This is a genomic window from Bradyrhizobium sp. Pha-3 (assembly GCF_042258615.1).
GTDB lineage: Bacteria > Pseudomonadota > Alphaproteobacteria > Rhizobiales > Xanthobacteraceae > Bradyrhizobium.
In genome coordinates this window covers 6472212-6489101 of record NZ_CP170152.1, presented here as the reverse complement: position 1 = coordinate 6489101, position 16890 = coordinate 6472212, and the positions used below count along the sequence as shown (strand labels likewise).

General features: G+C 63.9%; 19 protein-coding genes. 6 read left to right on the top strand and 13 right to left on the bottom strand.

Annotated elements, in window-relative coordinates:
- Positions 1-12 precede the first annotated feature (12 nt).
- Together ACE10Z_RS30660 and ACE10Z_RS30655 are read right to left on the bottom strand one after the other, a co-directional pair.
- Complete coding sequence (locus ACE10Z_RS30660) at positions 13-336, bottom strand: cupredoxin family copper-binding protein (RefSeq protein ID WP_375784099.1); 324 nt, start codon at positions 334-336, stop codon at positions 13-15.
- A gap of 12 nt (positions 337-348) precedes the next feature.
- A complete protein-coding gene (locus tag ACE10Z_RS30655; RefSeq protein WP_176532574.1) occupies positions 349-1302 on the bottom strand; it encodes a metallophosphoesterase in 954 nt (317 codons plus the stop codon).
- Between the two features lie 250 nt (positions 1303-1552).
- Between ACE10Z_RS30655 and ACE10Z_RS30650 the strand changes: the two genes are divergently transcribed.
- The gene (locus ACE10Z_RS30650; protein WP_375784098.1) at positions 1553-1960 is read left to right on the top strand and encodes a GFA family protein; all 408 of its coding nucleotides are present in this window, start codon (positions 1553-1555) and stop codon (positions 1958-1960) included.
- A 108-nt stretch (positions 1961-2068) separates the two neighbouring features.
- Here ACE10Z_RS30650 and ACE10Z_RS30645 read toward each other — a convergent pair whose 3' ends face one another.
- The 3 genes from ACE10Z_RS30645 to ACE10Z_RS30635 form a co-directional block, all read right to left on the bottom strand.
- Positions 2069-2326, bottom strand: coding sequence for a hypothetical protein (locus ACE10Z_RS30645; protein ID WP_375784097.1), 258 nt, complete (start codon positions 2324-2326; stop codon positions 2069-2071).
- A gap of 122 nt (positions 2327-2448) precedes the next feature.
- Positions 2449-2877, bottom strand: a complete 429-nt coding sequence (locus ACE10Z_RS30640; RefSeq protein ID WP_375784096.1) for a universal stress protein — start codon at positions 2875-2877, stop codon at positions 2449-2451.
- A 137-nt stretch (positions 2878-3014) separates the two neighbouring features.
- Entirely contained in the window at positions 3015-3521 is a 507-nt protein-coding gene (locus ACE10Z_RS30635; RefSeq protein WP_375784095.1) for a Spy/CpxP family protein refolding chaperone, read from the bottom strand.
- Positions 3522-3786: 265 nt separating this feature from the next.
- Between ACE10Z_RS30635 and cax the strand changes: the two genes are divergently transcribed.
- Complete coding sequence (gene cax / locus ACE10Z_RS30630; RefSeq protein ID WP_375784094.1) at positions 3787-4890, top strand: calcium/proton exchanger; 1104 nt, start codon at positions 3787-3789, stop codon at positions 4888-4890.
- Positions 4891-4999: 109 nt separating this feature from the next.
- On the opposite strand, the gene ACE10Z_RS30625 is transcribed toward cax, so the two are convergent.
- From ACE10Z_RS30625 to ACE10Z_RS30595, 7 genes are all read right to left on the bottom strand, one after another.
- A complete protein-coding gene (locus ACE10Z_RS30625) occupies positions 5000-5275 on the bottom strand; it encodes a hypothetical protein (protein WP_375789964.1) in 276 nt (91 codons plus the stop codon).
- A gap of 276 nt (positions 5276-5551) precedes the next feature.
- On the bottom strand, positions 5552-6055 hold the full coding sequence (locus tag ACE10Z_RS30620; protein WP_375784093.1) for a hypothetical protein: 504 nt from the start codon (positions 6053-6055) through the stop codon (positions 5552-5554).
- A gap of 203 nt (positions 6056-6258) precedes the next feature.
- Positions 6259-7161, bottom strand: coding sequence for an alpha/beta fold hydrolase (locus ACE10Z_RS30615; protein ID WP_375784092.1), 903 nt, complete (start codon positions 7159-7161; stop codon positions 6259-6261).
- A gap of 7 nt (positions 7162-7168) precedes the next feature.
- Positions 7169-8788 (bottom strand): GMC family oxidoreductase, encoded by a 1620-nt coding sequence (locus ACE10Z_RS30610; protein ID WP_375784091.1) that lies wholly within the window; start codon positions 8786-8788, stop codon positions 7169-7171.
- A gap of 197 nt (positions 8789-8985) precedes the next feature.
- Positions 8986-10293 (bottom strand): MFS transporter, encoded by a 1308-nt coding sequence (locus ACE10Z_RS30605; protein WP_375784090.1) that lies wholly within the window; start codon positions 10291-10293, stop codon positions 8986-8988.
- A 242-nt stretch (positions 10294-10535) separates the two neighbouring features.
- Entirely contained in the window at positions 10536-10985 is a 450-nt protein-coding gene (locus ACE10Z_RS30600; protein WP_375784089.1) for a MaoC family dehydratase, read from the bottom strand.
- Positions 10986-10996: 11 nt separating this feature from the next.
- A complete protein-coding gene (locus ACE10Z_RS30595) occupies positions 10997-11488 on the bottom strand; it encodes a MaoC family dehydratase (protein ID WP_375784088.1) in 492 nt (163 codons plus the stop codon).
- Between the two features lie 169 nt (positions 11489-11657).
- Here ACE10Z_RS30595 and ACE10Z_RS30590 point away from each other — a divergent pair, with 169 nt between their 5' ends.
- The 3 genes from ACE10Z_RS30590 (at position 11658) to ACE10Z_RS30580 (ending at position 14778) form a co-directional block, all read left to right on the top strand.
- Complete coding sequence (locus ACE10Z_RS30590) at positions 11658-12428, top strand: IclR family transcriptional regulator C-terminal domain-containing protein (RefSeq protein WP_375784087.1); 771 nt, start codon at positions 11658-11660, stop codon at positions 12426-12428.
- 279 nt (positions 12429-12707) lie between these two features.
- The gene (locus ACE10Z_RS30585) at positions 12708-14045 is read left to right on the top strand and encodes an amidohydrolase (protein WP_375784086.1); all 1338 of its coding nucleotides are present in this window, start codon (positions 12708-12710) and stop codon (positions 14043-14045) included.
- Positions 14046-14151: 106 nt separating this feature from the next.
- Positions 14152-14778 (top strand): pyridoxamine 5'-phosphate oxidase family protein, encoded by a 627-nt coding sequence (locus ACE10Z_RS30580; RefSeq protein ID WP_375784085.1) that lies wholly within the window; start codon positions 14152-14154, stop codon positions 14776-14778.
- A 118-nt stretch (positions 14779-14896) separates the two neighbouring features.
- Here the strand turns inward: ACE10Z_RS30580 and ACE10Z_RS30575 are convergent, their stop codons facing one another.
- Positions 14897-15322, bottom strand: a complete 426-nt coding sequence (locus ACE10Z_RS30575) for a hypothetical protein (RefSeq protein ID WP_375784084.1) — start codon at positions 15320-15322, stop codon at positions 14897-14899.
- Between the two features lie 284 nt (positions 15323-15606).
- Here ACE10Z_RS30575 and ACE10Z_RS30570 point away from each other — a divergent pair, with 284 nt between their 5' ends.
- Positions 15607-16779: a M20 aminoacylase family protein gene (locus ACE10Z_RS30570; protein WP_375784083.1), complete on the top strand. Its 1173-nt coding sequence runs from the start codon at positions 15607-15609 to the stop codon at positions 16777-16779.
- Positions 16780-16890 lie beyond the last annotated feature (111 nt).

Genomic DNA, 16890 nt, shown 5'->3' with positions numbered 1-16890 from the left:
TGGGTGATCACGTTACCCAACCTTGACACTGCCTGTCATGTGCGGATGCAGCGAGCAGAAATACTTGTACTCGCCGGGCTCCGTGAAGGTGAACGAGAAGGTGCCGTCGGTATCCATGGCCTTGGAGCGGAACTTGCCCGCGCACACCACGGTGTGCGGGATGTCGTCGCGGTTGGTCCAGGTCACGGTGGTGCCGACCTTCACGTCGAGCTGGTTCGGCGCGAACGAGAAGTTGTCGATGTGGACCGCGACGTCTTCGGCACGGGCCGCCGTGACAGGAAGCAGCATGGCCGCGACCACGGCGATACCGAAGTCGCGTCGATTGATCGAACTCATCGGTCTCGTCCCTTAGCCCTGCAACGGCGTGTCGATGATCGCCAGCGGCTGGCTGTTCTGCTTGAAGTTGATGCTGGCGACGCCGAGCATGCTGCGCAGCTTGGCATCCTCGACCTTCATCGGGCCGGGCGAGGGGGCGGCACCCGGCGCCGGCTGCGGGAACGCAGTCGAACGCGCGGTGTGGAAGGTGACGTTGCCCTCGACCTTCTGCATCACCTGGTGGATGTGGCCGTTAAGCACGGTGACCGAGCCGAAGCCCTTGACGTATTCCAGCGCGCGGGCGCCGTCCTCGGTGCCCCAGCCCCATTGCGGATAGACCGTCCACAGCGGGATGTGGGCGAACAGCACGATCGGCGTCGACTTCGAGCGGCCCTTGAGGTCGTTCTCGAGCCATTCCAGCTGCTCGTTGCCGAGATTGCCGAGGCCGCCGCCCTTGAGGTCGACGACGTTGACGAGACCGACGAAATGTACGCCGCCGGCGTCGAAGGAGTAGTAGCCCGGACCCTTGGTGCCCTTGCCGTAGCGTTCCTTGTAGAGCTTGACCTCCTCGTCGATGAAGTCGTGCTCGCCCGGTACGTAATGCACGTCGAGCTTGGCCTGCGAGATGATGCGGTCGGCGTCGTCGAATTCGGACGCCTTCGACAGATGCGTGATGTCGCCGGTGTGGATCATGAACGACGGCTTGACCTGCATCGCCCGGACCTTGTTGATGGCCTCCTCAAGCGTGCCGATGGCGTTCGGGTTGGCCGGTTTGTCGAAGCCGACATGGCTGTCGCTGATCTGCATGAAGGTCATGCCGGTGGTGGCTTCGGCTGCGGCCGCCGAGCCGACGATGCCGAGCGAATGCGGCACGCCGCCGGTAACCGTCCAGAGGACGCCGGTGCCGGCCCAGGTCATGCATTCCAGCACCTTGCGTCGGCTGACGCCTTTCTCTTCATCGTGGTGGTCGTGATCGTGTCCGCTCATGACAAGTCTCCCATGGGCCCAGGGATTGGGTTTCCGGGGAGTTGATCGGCGGGCCCAAGGGTTTATTCCCGCGGCTTTGGAGGGGGTGAGGGCCGGGATGACGATTTCGTGAGAGCGGGAAAGCCAGCCGTGTCATGAGCGGCCATACGGCCGGCGCGACAGGTGGACGCAAGGGCAAGATGCGCCATTGAAGGCGTCGGGCCTGTAACGCTATCGACCCGGGCAAACCAATGATCGGTCGGAGGAAAACATGGCTGGCGTCACCGGCGGCTGTCACTGCGGCGAGATTCGTTACGAGGTGACCGGGGAACCGGTCGTCCATGCGCTGTGTCACTGCACCGATTGCCGGCGTCATGCCGGCGCACCGATGGTCGGCTGGGTGATGGTCGCTGAAGGCATGGTCAAGGTGACCAAGGGGCAGCCCAGCATCTACCGGTCCTCCGAGCATGGCCGGCGGCATTTCTGCGCGAGCTGCGGCACCGGGCTTTTCTACACCAATGGCAACATGTTGCCCGGGTACATCGACATTCAGAGCGGCACCTATGACGATCCCGACGCGGTGCCGGCCACCATGCATATCCAGGTCGCGGAGCGGCTGCGTTGGATGGAAGCGGTACATGAGCTGCCGGCCGTCGAGCGCTTTCCGCCGCCGGAATGACAGGCGGCCGACGAGCGCAGCGGCGCTGATGCGCGCCGCAACATCGCCATGCCCCGCAACATAGATGAACAGCCGCAACAAAGCTGTCTTGCAGCCGTCAGCATAATGTCAGCGCTCCTGCATATGAATGGCAGACTTCATTCGCCACACCGGGAGATCATCATGAGCGACCACGCAGGCGTTGAGCATCACCACAAGGCAGCTGAGCATCACGAGCACGCGGCGCGTCATCACCGCGAAGCCGCCAAGCACCACGAAGCCGGCGATCACCACAAGGCGGCGCATCACGCGCACAGCGCCCATGGTCACGCCAGCCATGCCCAGCATCACCAAACCGAGGCCAGCCGGCATCACGCCGAGCACCACGGCAACAACTAATAATAGTTTCAGTACTGCGTGAGTGGCTTCCGCCGTCCCCGTAAGGGGGCGGCGTTTTCTTTTGGCTGGCGCTGCGCGCTGACGCTCTCATTCGTCGAGCGTCCGATCATTCACGGACAAACCAGCACGGGGGTTTTCGCTTGCGCCAGCACCTTGTTTGTCACACTGCCGATCAGAAGCATGGAGAGTCCGCTGCGTCCATGCGACGACATGACGATGAGATCGCAACCCTTGTCCGCGGCCGCTGCGATGATCGCTTGATGGGGTTGCCCGTTCTCCGCCAGCACCGTCTCGCAGGTAACGCCGGCTTCCCTGGCCGCATTTGCCGCGTCGTTCAAGGTGTTGGTGGCCTGCTCTTTCCGCATCTCAGCATAGTTGGCGACCGTGTCGCGGAAATGCCCCGTCAGTTCTGAAAAAGGCTCCACGACGAAAATCACGGATACCTTCGCTCCGAGGAATTTCGCGAGCGCCATCCCTTGGGCGATACCCTGCTTCGCTAGTTCCGATCCATCCGTCGGAATGAGAATATGCCGGTACATGCTTCAACTCCCGTGGTGCTTCAGGAATTCACGAGCGAAAGGCGATCCTGGACAACCAAGACGACACTTGAAGGTTGTCTGAACGAGACAGGAAGCAGGTCACGTAGTGGCGCCGAAGGCTTGAGAAATCTCTAGCCTTACTCGTCCTCGTCTTCCGGTTCGCCGTGATGCTCGATCGCATTTCGCATGCCGCGCATGACGGCGAACGACACGAAGGCCATCCTTCGCTTCTGGTCATCGCTCAATGTCTTGTACAGCGGCTCCCAGGCATCGGAGAGCTTCTTGAGGTCGGTCCCACGCTGAATCAGCCGGTCCGCTCTGCGTTGCATCATCTCGACCGGATTGCCGTCATGAAGGCCGTCCATCGGGCCGTTCTCGTGCATTTCGGCAAGCCGCGCCAACCGAGCCTGCCGGTTCTGCGCTCTCGTGCGGATCGCATCCTCGATGGCCGGCCAGTATTTCTCCTGATCGGGCGTGAGTTGCAAGGCGGCCTTGACGATGCCGACACGCATGTCGGTCAGGCTCTTGAGGTCGGCGGCGCTGGGGGACGTGGCGCCGACAGTCGGGGATGTCTCCGCTGCGAAGGCAAGAGACGAGGTTGTCATCAAAAGTGCAATCGCTACGGCGGCTGCGTTCCTCGTCATTGCGAACTCCTGAGCTGCTGTCGTGGATGTCCGCGAGAAGAAACACACGGACCGATCTGGCGCGAGTTGATCTAGGTCAAAGCGGCGAGGAGCCGGAGATAGGGACGCGATTCTGACCGTTCCGAAGAAGGCCCGGGGACTTCGGGCAGGCCGCCATGGTGCAAGCAGGCCTGCGAGACGGTGGAGAGGGATTGAGCTAGATCAAGATCGAGCAGCCCATGGTGATCAGAAATTGCTGCCCAACTCGCTTCAGCCGGGCGGTACCATGCACCTTCTGCTCAAGGAAATTCGACATAATCCGCTGCTCTGGATGCTGATCTTCGTGCCGATCGTGCTCGTGGTCGAGACGGCAGCTCCGTCCGCCCACACAGCCCTGTTCGTGCTCGCTGTCCTCGCCATCGTGCCATTGGCTGCCCTTCTCAGCCACGCGACGGAGAGCGTCGCGGAGAAAACGGGCGATGCCATCGGAGGCCTGCTCAACGCAACCTTGGGAAATCTGACCGAGCTGATCATCGCGATCGCAGCGTTACATGCCGGAGAATACATGCTGGTCAAGGCATCGATCGCTGGTGCCATTGTCACCAACTCGCTCTTCATGCTTGGCGCATCATTCCTGCTCGGTGGGCTCCGCTATCACGTTCAGGAGTACAATCGGGCCGGCGGGAGGATGTACGCGGCGTTGCTGCTGATGGCCACGATTGCGCTGCTTGCCCCCTCTGCCGTCGCCGATCTTGATCCGGCACGTGGCGAAGCCATGGCGCTGACACTCAGCACGGGCCTCGCTGTGCTGCTGATCTGCGCCTATGGGCTCGGCTTGCTGTTCTCGCTCAAGACACACAAGGAGTTGTTCGCAAGCGAGGAGCATGGCGAGGCCGGTGGCGCCGGCTGGCCGATCGGGCTTGCGTTGGGCACACTTCTCGCCGTCACCGTGCTGGTTGCGCTGGTCAGCGAAATATTCGTGAGTTCGGTGCAAAAAGCAGGCGAGACGCTGGGACTGAGCCCGGCGTTCGTCGGTTTCATCATCGTCGCGCTGGTCGGTGCCGCAGCGGAAATGGCGGTGGCATTCTCCGCCGCGCGCAAGAACCGGCTCGACATGAGCGTCAGCATCGCGCTCGGAAGCGCTTCGCAGATCGCCCTGTTCGTCGCGCCGGCGCTTGTTCTCCTAAGTTACGTCATCGGTCCGAAGCCGATGGACTTGCAGTTCTGGCCGGGCGCCGTGACGATGGTCATGATCGCTTCCGTGACGTCCTGCTTCATCACCAACAGCGGACGGTCGGCATGGTTCATTGGCGCCTTGCTCGTCCTGATCTATGCGATTTTTGCCATGACGCTGTACATGGTGCCGCCGGGATCGCACGCTCCGGTTTGACCAACGTCGAACTCATCGATCGTGACTGCGCCGGACAGATCCAGACGCAGTCCCAGCATCCACGCTCTCATGCGCCTTTTTCGTCGCCGAGAGCGTTCAGTGCTTCCGGTTACTGGCAGAGATGTTGGCGGCCATCCTCGCCACGAAAATACGTGCCGGGCTGGCAGACGAAACCCTGACCGTTGGAAGGGTAGTGATAATAGCCATAAGCGCCGGCTGCCGCCGCAGCTCCCACGGCAGCGGTGCCGTACACCGCCCTTCGTGTTTGGCGACGCGCGACACCCGCGACGCTCACGGGCGTCAAAGGACGGCCGACGCGCGCTTGCGCGCTCTGAATGGAAATCGAGACGCCACTCTGTTCCGAGCGGTCGAAGGATAGCAGCATGGCACACGCGAAGATGGTCGTCGCCAGCGTGATTGTTTTCGAAATTGTCTTCATCGCTTTCCTCCAGGCCTGGGGTCCCATCAGTCCGGTTTGAAAACCATCAGCGCGTGGAGCCATTGATCTGGATCAAGCCTTGGGGAGCGTAAACTCAACGGGGCCACGACTGCGATCGTAGCCTCCGTTAGCGCTTGACCCATTCTGGATGGCCACACTGATGTCTGGCCAAATCCGAGCAAGCCGACCTGGCGGCGCGACGGCATGAAGCACTCAGCCGGATCAGTATTGATACTGCTGTTGGGGACAGATCATTTGACCGTATTGATTGTAATAGCAGCCTTGGTTGCCGTAGTAGCCATAGCTGCCATAGTACGCGCCAGCCGCGGCCGCGGCGCCGGCCGCCGCAGCACCATAGCCCCAACCGGGTCGATAGTAGCCTCCGCCATAACCGGGATAGCCGGCGACCGGGCGGCCAGGCCGTCCTGCAATCGGTCGGCCGGGATAGCCCGGGCGCCCGGCAATCGGACGGCCCGGACGACCCGCGATCGGGTGTGAGGGACGCGGGCGGCCGGCAGCGCGATATCCTCCGCCATGAATTCTTCCGGCATGCATCCTTCCGGCGCCGGCATGCATGCCGCCGCCACGCATGCCACCGCCGTGAAAGCCGCCTCCGCCGCCACGGAAGCCGCCGCCTCCTCCGCGGCGGGCATAGGCGTCATCAGGAACCAGGCAGACAGCACCGAGAAGCAGAACTGCCAGAGCGGCGAGGATACAACGAAGCATGGCGTGTCCCTCCCTAGCGGACGATGTTGCGAGCCCTGAAACTGCGTCGCTCGGGGGACGCCGGGTTGATGTAGATCAACGGAACGCGATCGCGTTCAAGATGCCGGGTTCCACGGGCGCTTCCGCGTCGATTGCCATCGGCGCGCAATCGGTCAGGATCGACCCGATCCTGCCCAATGGCCCGGACTGTGTCGTCTCGCGTCCTAAGCCGCGCGCTTGGCGAACACTCCGAGCGCTCCAACCATCAGCTCCGGCGCTTCCTGCGCGACGCAATGGCCGACGTTCTCGAACGTCCAGCGGCTGGCGTGCGGGATCAGGGCGGCGGCGCGATCGGCCATCTCCTTGTAGACCGGCCATGACTGTTCAGCCGTGGCGATGCAGACCGGGCAGGCGATCTCGGAGAACCACGGGAATGGATTGCCGCGCGCGTCGCCGGCATAGATCTGCTCCATGGCCTGGAAGATCGGCCCAAGCAGCGCCGACTCGATCTCGGGCGTGCAGCGCAGCCGCATGCGGCCGTCGTCGAGCCGCGCAAAGCCGTGATGGACGTAGGCCCACAGCGACGGCTCGGTCCACGGCGCGAACGCCGGAGCCTCGCGCAACCGCCGGAACAGATCGTCGGCATTGTCGAATTCGGCGCGCCGGCGCAGCACGCCTTGCACCGATCCGCGCGCGATGTCGCTCAGGCCGCCGGTTCGCGGCGCGTGCGGATCCATCGCGGTCGGCTCCGTCACGAACAGCCGTGCGAAGCGGTCCGGCATCAGTTTCGTGGCGAGCATCAGGTCGGTCGCGCCGGCGCTGTGGCCGATGCCGTAGATATCATGCAGATCGAGGCGTTCGACCACCATGCAGACATCGTCGGCGAAGTCCTGGAACTGATAGCGGTCGGCCGGCGGCTTGTGGCTCAGGCCGTGGCCGCGGCGGTCGAGCGCATAGACGGTGTAGTCGGCGGCGAGCGCCTCCGCGACCTCGGTCCACACTTCGGCGACAAAGCCGGTGCCGTGCAGCAGCAGCGCCGGCGGTTTGCCGGAGGCCGGCTCGCCCCATCGTGCCAGCGCGATCTGCGCGCCGGCATCGCCAACGAGAATGCGCTTGCTGGAGTTCATCGTCGCTCTATCGTGCATCCTGCAGGATCATCGCCGCGGCCTTCTCGGCGATCATCGCGGTCGGCGTGTTGGTGTTGCCCGACGTGATGGTCGGCATCACGGAGGCATCTGCGATCCGCAGGCCGTGGAGGCCGTAGAAGCGCAGGCGTTCGTCGACGACAGCCATCGGATCGTTGGCCGTTCCCATCTTCGCGGTGCCGACGGGGTGAAAGATCGTGGTGCCGATGTCGCCGGCCGCCTTGGCGAGCGAGGCGTCGTCATCGCCGACCGAGGGGCCGGGCAGGAACTCCTCGGGATGATATTTCTCCAGCGCCTTCTGCTTCATCAGTCTTCGCGTGGTGCGGATCGCGTCGGCCGCGACCTGGCGGTCGTCCTCGGTCGAGAGGTAGTTCGGCGCGATCGACGGCTTGTCGTCGGGCGCGGTCGAACGGATGCGCACGGTGCCGCGCGAGGTCGGCTGCAGATTGCAGGCGCTCACCGTGATCGCGGGGAAGCGGTGCAGCGGGTCGCCGAACTTGTCGAGCGACAGCGGCTGCACGTGGAACTGGATGTTGGCGCGCGAGCGCGTCGCATCCGAGCGCGTGAAGATGCCGAGCTGCGACGGCGCCATGGTCAGCGGCCCGCGGCGGCGGAACGCGTAGTCGAGCCCCATCAGGCCGCGGCGCACCAGGTTGTAATAAGTCTCGTTCAGCGTGCGCACACCGGACACCTTGTAGATCGCGCGCTGCTGCAGATGGTCCTGCAGATTATGGCCGATGCCTTGCACGTCGGCCACGATGTCGATGCCGAGCGGCGACAGCCATTCCGACGGGCCGATGCCGGAGCGATGCAGCACCTGCGTGGTGCCGATCGACCCGGCACAGAGAATCACCTCGCCCTTGGCGCGCGCCTCCACGGTCTCATTGCCCTGACGGAACTCGACGCCGGCAGCGCGGCCGCTCTCGATGATCAGGCGGTCGACCAGCACGTCGGTCTCGAGCCTGAGATTGCTGCGGTTCAGCACCGGCTTGAGGAAACCGCGCGCCGACGACCAGCGCCGCCCACGCTTCTGGTTGACGTGGAAGTAGCTGGTGCCTTCATTGTCGCCGGTGTTGAAGTCGGGAATGCGCTTGATGCCCATCTCCTCGGCGGCATCGCCGACTGCGTCGAGGATCTGCCATGACAGCCGCGGCGCCTCGATGCGCCAGCCGCCGCCGATGCCGTGATGCTCGCTTTCACCGAGGAAGTGATCTTCCAGCCGCTTGAATGCGGGCAGCACGTCGCTGTAGCTCCAGCCGGTGAGGCCGAGCTGGCGCCAGTGATCGTAATCCGCGGCCTGGCCGCGCATCGAGATCATGGCATTGATCGCCGACGAGCCGCCGATCACCTTGCCGCGCGGATAGGCGAGGGCGCGGCCGTTGAGGCCGGGCTCCGCCTCGGTCTTGAACATCCAGTCCGAGCGCGGATTGCCGATCGCAAAGAGATAGCCGACAGGGATGTGAAACCAGATCCAGTTGTCCTTGCCGCCGGCTTCCAGCAGCAGCACGCGCTTCTTCGGATCGGCCGACAGGCGGTTGGCCATGATGCAGCCCGCCGTGCCTGCGCCGACGATAATGTAGTCGAAATCACCCTCGAGCCTTCGCGGCATGTCCTCGTTCCCGGCAAGCGTCTCTTGTCGACGCCCTTCTATAGCGTTTTCGAGCGAAGTGGAGCCCGGTTCGCGTGAAGAAAACGCGTCAATACAAGAAAATAGAACTCGGTTCTGACAGAGTCAGGATCGAGTTCTATCCAGACGCGGCCGGTCGAGACAAGCCCGGCGGGGGATACCGGGCGTGCGCCGGATGATCAAGGACGGCTCGGTTCGGCCAGTGTGACCTCATGTCTTGTTCGGGGAACGCAGACGATCAGCGTCAGCATACCGATCGCGAGCAGCGCACCGACCAGGGCCAGCGGTGCGTAGATGCTCCCGGTTGCAACATTCATCCATCCGATCAGGGCAGGGCACACCGCACCGCCGAACGAGCCGATCGCGCTGATCAGCGCGATACCGCCCGCCGCGGCGCTGCCCTCCAGCATCGCGTTCGGAATGGTCCAGAACAGGGAGAGGATCGCGAAGATGCCGATCGATGCGATGGCGAGCAGGGTTAGGGTCAGCAGGATGCTGCCCTGTGCCGCCTGCAAGGCGATGAAGCACGCCGCCGCGACGAGGCCGCAAGCGACCACGTGCCAGCGCCGTTCCCGCGTGCGATCCGAACTGTAGCCGATCGCGACCATGCCGATCGCCGATGCCACCGAGATTGCGCCGCTCAGCCAACCGATCTCGGTGGTTGTCGCCACGCCGACGCGCTTGAGCAGCGTCGGCGTCCACAGCAGGATGGTGTTGAGCGAGCAGAAGAATGCGAAATAGATGAAGGCGAGCAGGTAGACGCGCGGCTCGCGCAGCGCGGCCGCGAAGCTGCTTGTCGTGTTAGGGGCGGCGGCGCGATCGCGGGCGAGATCGCTTGCGACCTGCCGTCGCTCGTCGGCGCTGAGCCAACTCGCGGCCTCTGGCCCGTCGGCGAGAGTAAGATACGCGGCGACGCCGAGCAGCACCGCGGGGACGCCTTCGAGGATGAACAGCCACTGCCAGCCGTGCAGGCCATGGACGCCCTGCATGTGGTCCATGATCAGGCCCGACAGTGGCCCCGCGATGACGCCGCCGAGCGGCACCGCCATCACGAACAGGCTGGTCATGCGGCCACGCACGCGATCGGGAAACCACAGTGTCAGGTAATAAAGGATGCCGGGGAAGAAGCCGCCCTCGGCGGCGCCGAGCAGGAAGCGCAGCAGATAGAGGTGATACTGGGTCTGCACCAGCGCGAGCAGCACGGTGACAGTGCCCCACAGCACCATGATCCGCAGCAGCGTCTTGCGGACGCCGATCCTGACCAGCAGCAGATTGCTCGGCACTTCGAGTGCGACATAGCCGACCGAGAAGATGCCGGCGGCAAGCCCGAACACCGCATCGTCGATGTTGAGGTCGTGCAGGAACTGCAGCTTGGCAAAGCCGATGTTGAAGCGATCGATGATCGCCACCGTGTAGCACGCCAGCAGGAACGGGATCAGGCGCCAGGCGATCCGTCGATAGAGCCGCGATTGGGCCGCATCCTGCATGGAAACCTCCAGATGATTCTTTTGATTTGTTGGGTGGGGTGGCGCCGCGACGGCGCTGCGCTCCCTCTCCCCGTTCTTACGGGGAGAGGGTTGGGGTGAGGGGCTACTTCCGCATAGCTTGGCGGTAACTGGACTCGCGAAGGCTCCCCCTCACCCGGAACGCATCTGACGATGCGTTCCGGCCTCTCCCCGCACGCGGGGCGAGGCGAAGCGGAGCGCGCTCCTGGCTTCGGCTCGCGCGGCTAGCCCGCCTTCGCGCTGGGAAACTCCAGCATCGCTTCGCCGGCGGCGACCGTCTCGCCGCGCTGGTTCTGCACGGCGACGTCGACCAGCACCCAGCGCGATTTGGCGGTCGTCTGCTTGGCCTTGATGGTGCCGGCGGGGCGGATCGTGTCGCCGGGTTTCACCGGCTTCAGCCAGCGCGTCTCGAGCCTGCGGTGGATCGCGCCCGCGGGAAGGGCCCAGTCAGTCAGCATGCGCGAGATCAGGCCGAAATTGTTCATGCCATGCATGATGATGCCGCCGAAATTGGTCTTGCCGAAATCGCCCTTCATGTAGTTGTCGTCGAGATGCAGCGGGTTGTAGTCGAGCGATGCATCGCAGAACAGGCGGATCGATTCGCGCGAGACGGCGAAAGCGGGGCCGTCGATGGTGTCGCCGGCCTTGAGAGCATCGAAATTCGCTGAGGTCATCGTGTGCTCCCTTACATCGGACGGATGGTCTGGCCGCGACCCGAGCAGATCACGTCGCCATGCTGGTTGAAGAAGACGTTGTCGTGCACCACGAACAGCCGCTCGCGCTTGATGAACTTATCGAGCGCGCGGGCCTGCAAGGTGATGGTGTCGCCGGGGCGGGCAGGGATGTTGTAGCTCCACGACTGCCCGGCATTGACGGTGCCGGGCGAGCGCATCCAGTCGTCGGCCGGCGTGCAGGCGAACATCAGCAGAATGTGGATCGCAGGCGGCGCGATCAGCCCGCCATGGGGCCCGGCCTTCGCGGCCGCTTCGTCGAGATAGAGCGGATTGGTCTCGCCGACCGCACGGCAGTACAGCGCGATCGCTTCCTGCGTGAGCAGGTAGGGCAGCGTCTTGCGCGGTTCGCCGGGGACGATGTCGTCCCACACCTTGCGCAGCTTCGCGTCCTTCCAGAAATCGGTTTCGAACGGGGTGGCCGCAGAACTTTCTGCTTGCGCCATCGAGGATCCTCCTGCTATTCAGTTCGCTAGGCGAACAGTTCATTCGCTATGTGAATTGACGCTAGCGCGGTCGGAAGCCCCTGACAAGCGGGCAGCGCCGCGTCATGTGCAGGCAGCCATGCGGGCTGCGATGTGATGAGCAGAACGACAGCCTGAACCAGATCACGCCATGAGCAAAGAGAGTGACGGCTTCGTGCGCGCGATCGCGCGCGGTTTCTCGATCATCGAGGCGCTCGGCAAGCCGCCTGGCCGGCATACGCTGGCGGAGGCCGCCGATACCGCCGGTCTCAACCGCGCCACCGCGCGCCGCATCCTGTCGACCCTGGTGGCGCTGAAATATTGCGCTTCCGACGGGCGCTATTTCAGCTTGCGGCCGCGCGCGCTCGGGCTCGGCCTGTCCTATCTCAATGCACTGCCTTACTGGGCGCATGCGCAGCGCGCGCTGGAGAATTTGCGCAACGAGATCGGCGAGTCCTGCGCGATGGCGGTGCTCGACGAGGACGAGATCGTCTACGCGCTGCGCCTGCCGGCGCGGCGGATTCTGTCAGCCAATCTCGGCGTCGGCAGCCGGCTGCCCGCGCATCTCGTGTCGCTCGGCCGCGTCATGCTCGCGGCGTTGCCACCTGGCACCCGCGAAGCCTATCTCGCGACCGGCGGCTTGAAGCAGGTCACGCCGCGCACAGTGACCGATCCGGAGCGTCTCGGCGAATTGCTCGCGCGGGTCGAGGGCGACGGCTACGCCTGGGTCGATGGTGAGCTCGATCCCGCGATCTGCGGCATCGCCGTGCCGCTGCGCGATCCGGCCGGCGCAGTGGTCGCGGCGCTCAGCGTCAACACGATTTCCGGCACGGTCAGCGAGGCCGGCGCGCGCAAGAAGTTTCTGCTGCCGCTGCGCCGCACCGCACAGGAGATCCGCAGCCAGATGCTCACCTCTGGCTAGTGTGCTGAATGCGAAGTTCGTGCGATTTCGCGGCAGCCGCTTTCACGAACTTCGCATTCATAAAGCACACTAGAATCATAAGTTTGCTAGTGTCCTTATCGAATCCGAAGTTCGCTCCGAAGGTGCGGCGAATGATACGAACTTCGGATTCGGGACACTAGGACCGCACACGCTCTGGATCAGTCATTGTTTCCAACCGCCTTGCCTGCTTAGATCGCGGAGCCGAGCCCGGCCTGACGTTCGGGGTGCAGTATCCGCGTTTCGGTTGGAGCGATTGCCATGAACAAGATTGTTCTCACGCTGCTTGCGTCCGCCGCGCTCTGCGCTTCATTGCCGCTACGAGCCAACGCTGAACTCGATGTCGTCGCGCTGAAGGGCGCAATCGAGAAGTCGGTCGAGGCGGACTATCCGAAACTCGACGCGCTCTACAAGGATATCCACGCCCACCCCGAGATCGCGTTTCAGGAGGAGAAGACCGCGGCCAAGCTGGCTGCCGAAATGCGGGCGCTCGGCTTCGAGGTGACGGAGCACGTCGGCAAGACCGGGCTGGTCGCGATCTACAGGAATGGCGAGGGCCCCACCATCATGGTGCGCACCGAGCTCGATGCGCTGCCGATGGAAGAGAAGACCGGCCTTCCCTATGCCAGCCACGACAAGACGACCTGGCAGGGACGGGAAACCTTCGTGGCCCACAGCTGCGGCCACGACATTCACATGGCGAGCTGGGTGGGGACGGCCAAGACGCTGGTCGGCCTGAAAGACCAGTGGCGCGGCACGCTGATGTTCATCGCCCAGCCGGCTGAAGAGATCGTGGCGGGCGCCAAGGCGATGCTGGCGGATGGTCTGTTCACGAAGTTTCCAAAGCCGAATTTCGGCTTCGCCTTGCACGATGGCCCGTTCGCCTATGGAACGGTGCGCTATCGCGTCGGGATCGGCTCATCCGCCGCCGATGGGCTCTACATCAAATTCCGCGGCCGCGGCGGTCACGGTGCGGTGCCACAGGCAACCATCGACCCCGTGATGATGGCTGCGCGCTTTGTCGTCGATGTTCAGAGCGTGATCAGCCGCGAAAAGGACCCGACCGAATTCGGCGTGGTCAGCATCGGCGCAATTCACGGCGGCACCGCGTCAAACATCATTCCTGATGATGTGGTGCTGCTCGGCACCATTCGCACCTTCAAGCCCGAGGTGCGCGCGAAGATGCTTGCAGGCATCGAGCGGACGGCAAAGGCGGTCGCCGCCATGTCGAATGCGCCGGAGCCAGAGATCAACCTCGCCGAAGGGACCAAGGCCGTGATCAACGATCCCGACGTGGTCGGTACGGCGGAAAAGGTGCTGAAGGCGGCGTTTGGCGACAAGTTCGCACCGTCACCGCCCGGCACGCCCAGCGAGGATTATTCGGAATTCGTCAGCGCCGGGGTGCCGTCGATGTTCTTCAATATCGGCGTCTACGAGCCGGAGCGCGTCGCCGCGGCGCGGGCGGGCAACGGCCCGCCATTGCCGACCAACCATTCGCCGCTGTTCGCGCCGGTGCCGGAGCCGACCATCAAGACCGGTGTCGAGGCCATGACGCTTGCCGTGCTGAGCGCGTTCGACCGGCAGGCGCGAGGAAATTAGCCGTCTGCGCCCGGGGCGCGCCCAAAAAATTCTGCTGCCGTTGCGACGCACATTCTGGCCGTGCCAAAACTCGCAGATCGGTTGCTCAACTTGCTGGAGGATTGCTGTGGCAGACCCGGTCCGAGCCCCTTTCTACCACGACGGAATGCGTGAGTTGCAGGACCGCTTCGACGGTCGTCGCGTCGCCGACGGCTTGGAAAAGCATCGCCTCCACTTCGAATTCTGGGAACAGGAGCGCAAGCTCATCGAGGAGACGCGATTCTTTTTCATTGCGACGAGCTATCAGGACAACGTCGATTGTTCGATGCGTTGTGGCGATCCCGGCTTCGTGAAGATCACCGGGCCCGACACGCTTGAATACCCCGAGTATGACGGCAACAACATGTACCGCACACTCGGCAATATTCACCGCAACCCGAACGTCGGGTTGCTGTTCGTGCGCCTCGACGGCAAGACGTTTCGCGCGCGCATCCGGGGCCAGGCAACGATCCGCGACAGCGCGGAAACGCTTGCCCGGCATCATGGTGCGAAGGTTGTCGTCAGCGTCAGATGCGAGATCTTTCCAAATTGCCCGCGCTACATTCCGGACATGATGAGCGCGTCAGCGGATGCGCCGGCGAATCCGTTCGTTCCGCGGCCCGGCTACGAGCCGCCCGCACCGGAATGGAAGAGCCGGGATTACCTCAAAGACGTACTTTCGAAATACGATCCGCATCGGAAAGGTGAGGCATAGCGGGGACTCTCCGTGACGAGAAGGGATCTTGCTCGGCGCCGCGCTTCGAGGGCAAAGCGGAGGTGGCTTCCAAGCGCAGCGCCTTAAGCGGATATGGGATCGGCTGAGCAAAATCCGATCAGGGCGGCGGCGCCATATAGGGAATGCTGCCGACCAGCGCGAACACCTGCACCGCATTGCACAGCATGCCGCCCCAATACAGCCGCCGGAGCCGCCGCACGGCGGTGGGATCGCCCAGGTCTCTCGCGTTTGCCTCGGCATCGAGCCGGCGCAGAAACCATCGGCGCGCCAGCACCGCGAAGGCCGCGATCAAGGCGATGCCAAGCCCGACAGCCGGCCGGCCCGCCGCGGCAAAGGCAAGCGTTCCGATCACACCCGAGACCGTCAGCACCAGGAAGTAGGCATTGAACATGCCGCGCAGCAGGCGGGTGACGGGCGGGACGTCGAGCTTCACAAGCAGGAACGCGGGAGCCGCGAGCAGAAAGTAGCCCATCGGCACCAGCAGGATGATGGTGGAGAACAAGACCGCTTGATCCGGCGTCATGCAGCCGCGCCCTTTTTTGAAGGGCTGGAGGATTTCGGTGCGGAAACCTCAAGTAGTATCCGCGTGAGATATCCCCGGCACTATTGGGCTTTGGTCGGATGCGATCCCGTCGGGCCAGACATTGGCGAACGGATGCAAGGTCACTCGGCCCTCACATCCAGGGAACATTCGGCATCCCATTTGCGAATGCAGGGCCCGGGCCGGAGGCATGCCACATCTGTTGGGTGGACCGCCTCTTGCATGCTAGAGAGGACTTACGTCCAACCTCCGAGGCCAGAATTCTCATGCCCATCGTCAACCGCGTCGCCGATCTGCAACCCGATATCCAGGCCTGGCGCCGCAACATCCATGAAAACCCCGAGCTGCTCTACGACGTGCACCGCACTGCATCATTCGTGGCCGACCGGCTGCGGGAGTTCGGCTGCGACGAGGTCGTGACCGGGCTCGGCAAGACCGGCGTGGTCGGCGTCATCAAGGGCAAGAAGGGAGCGGCCAAGGGCGACGTCAAGGTGATCGGTTTGCGCGCCGACATGGACGCGCTGCCGATCCACGAGGAAACCAACCTGCCTTACGCCTCGAAGACGCCGGGCAAGATGCACGCCTGCGGCCATGACGGCCACACCGCGATGCTGCTCGGCGCGGCGCGCTATCTCGCCGAGACGCGCAATTTCGCCGGCGATGCGGTCGTGATCTTCCAGCCGGCCGAGGAGGGTGGGGCCGGCGCGGCCGCCATGATCAAGGACGGCCTGATGGACCGCTTCGGCGTCCAGCAGGTTTACGGCATGCACAACGGTCCGGGGATTCCGATCGGCTCGTTCGCGATCCGCTCCGGCCCGATCATGGCGTCCACCGACGAGGTCAATATCAACATCGAAGGGCTCGGCGGCCACGCCGCGCGGCCGCACAAATGCATCGATTCGGTGATGGTCGGCGCGCAACTGATCACCGCGCTGCAGTCGATCGTGTCGCGCAGCGTCGATCCGCTCGATTCCGCCGTGATCTCGATCTGCGAATTCCATGCCGGCAATGCCCGCAACGTGATTCCGCAGACCGCGGTCTTGCGCGGCACCGTCCGCACCCTGACCCCGGAGGTGCGGCAATTGATCGAGAAGCGCATCGGTGAAGTGGTCAAGGGCGTGGCCCAACTGACCGGCGCGCGGATCGATCTCGACTACAAGCGCGGCTATCCCGTCACCGTCAACCACGCCTCGCAGACCGAATTCGCGACCCGCATCGCCAGGGAAGTGGCCGGCGACGGCAACGTGCATGCGATGCCGCCGCTGATGGGCGGCGAGGATTTTTCGTACATGCTGGAAGCGCGGCCCGGCGCCTTCATCTTCTGCGGCAATGGCGACAGCGCCGGCCTGCATCACCCCGCCTACAATTTCAACGACGAGGCGATCGTCTACGGCACGTCTTACTTCGTGAAGATCGTGGAGGACGCACTGGCGGCGTGATCTTTGCTGTTGGTCGCTGCGCTATCTCTCAATCGTCATTGCCTGCGACAAACGCGAAGCGTTTGCGCGAGGGAGCGCAGCGACGAAGCAATCCATGCTTCAGCGCGCGAA

Excerpts from the sequence above, each read along its gene's own strand:
- ACE10Z_RS30660 (WP_375784099.1), bottom strand. The coding sequence starts at position 336 with ATGAGTTCGATCAATCGACGCGACTTCGGTATCGCCGTGGTCGCGGCC.
- cax (WP_375784094.1), top strand. The coding sequence starts at position 3,787 with ATGCACCTTCTGCTCAAGGAAATTCGACATAATCCGCTGCTCTGGATG.
- ACE10Z_RS30585 (WP_375784086.1), top strand. The coding sequence starts at position 12,708 with ATGAACAAGATTGTTCTCACGCTGCTTGCGTCCGCCGCGCTCTGCGCT.
- ACE10Z_RS30570 (WP_375784083.1), top strand. The coding sequence starts at position 15,607 with ATGCCCATCGTCAACCGCGTCGCCGATCTGCAACCCGATATCCAGGCC.
- ACE10Z_RS30625 (WP_375789964.1), bottom strand. The coding sequence starts at position 5,275 with ATGCTGCTATCCTTCGACCGCTCGGAACAGAGTGGCGTCTCGATTTCC.
- ACE10Z_RS30650 (WP_375784098.1), top strand. The coding sequence starts at position 1,553 with ATGGCTGGCGTCACCGGCGGCTGTCACTGCGGCGAGATTCGTTACGAG.
- ACE10Z_RS30600 (WP_375784089.1), bottom strand. The coding sequence starts at position 10,985 with ATGACCTCAGCGAATTTCGATGCTCTCAAGGCCGGCGACACCATCGAC.
- ACE10Z_RS30635 (WP_375784095.1), bottom strand. The coding sequence starts at position 3,521 with ATGACGAGGAACGCAGCCGCCGTAGCGATTGCACTTTTGATGACAACC.
- ACE10Z_RS30605 (WP_375784090.1), bottom strand. The coding sequence starts at position 10,293 with ATGCAGGATGCGGCCCAATCGCGGCTCTATCGACGGATCGCCTGGCGC.
- ACE10Z_RS30595 (WP_375784088.1), bottom strand. The coding sequence starts at position 11,488 with ATGGCGCAAGCAGAAAGTTCTGCGGCCACCCCGTTCGAAACCGATTTC.
- ACE10Z_RS30640 (WP_375784096.1), bottom strand. The coding sequence starts at position 2,877 with ATGTACCGGCATATTCTCATTCCGACGGATGGATCGGAACTAGCGAAG.
- ACE10Z_RS30610 (WP_375784091.1), bottom strand. The coding sequence starts at position 8,788 with ATGCCGCGAAGGCTCGAGGGTGATTTCGACTACATTATCGTCGGCGCA.
- ACE10Z_RS30655 (WP_176532574.1), bottom strand. The coding sequence starts at position 1,302 with ATGAGCGGACACGATCACGACCACCACGATGAAGAGAAAGGCGTCAGC.
- ACE10Z_RS30590 (WP_375784087.1), top strand. The coding sequence starts at position 11,658 with ATGAGCAAAGAGAGTGACGGCTTCGTGCGCGCGATCGCGCGCGGTTTC.
- ACE10Z_RS30575 (WP_375784084.1), bottom strand. The coding sequence starts at position 15,322 with ATGACGCCGGATCAAGCGGTCTTGTTCTCCACCATCATCCTGCTGGTG.
- ACE10Z_RS30615 (WP_375784092.1), bottom strand. The coding sequence starts at position 7,161 with ATGAACTCCAGCAAGCGCATTCTCGTTGGCGATGCCGGCGCGCAGATC.
- ACE10Z_RS30620 (WP_375784093.1), bottom strand. The coding sequence starts at position 6,055 with ATGCTTCGTTGTATCCTCGCCGCTCTGGCAGTTCTGCTTCTCGGTGCT.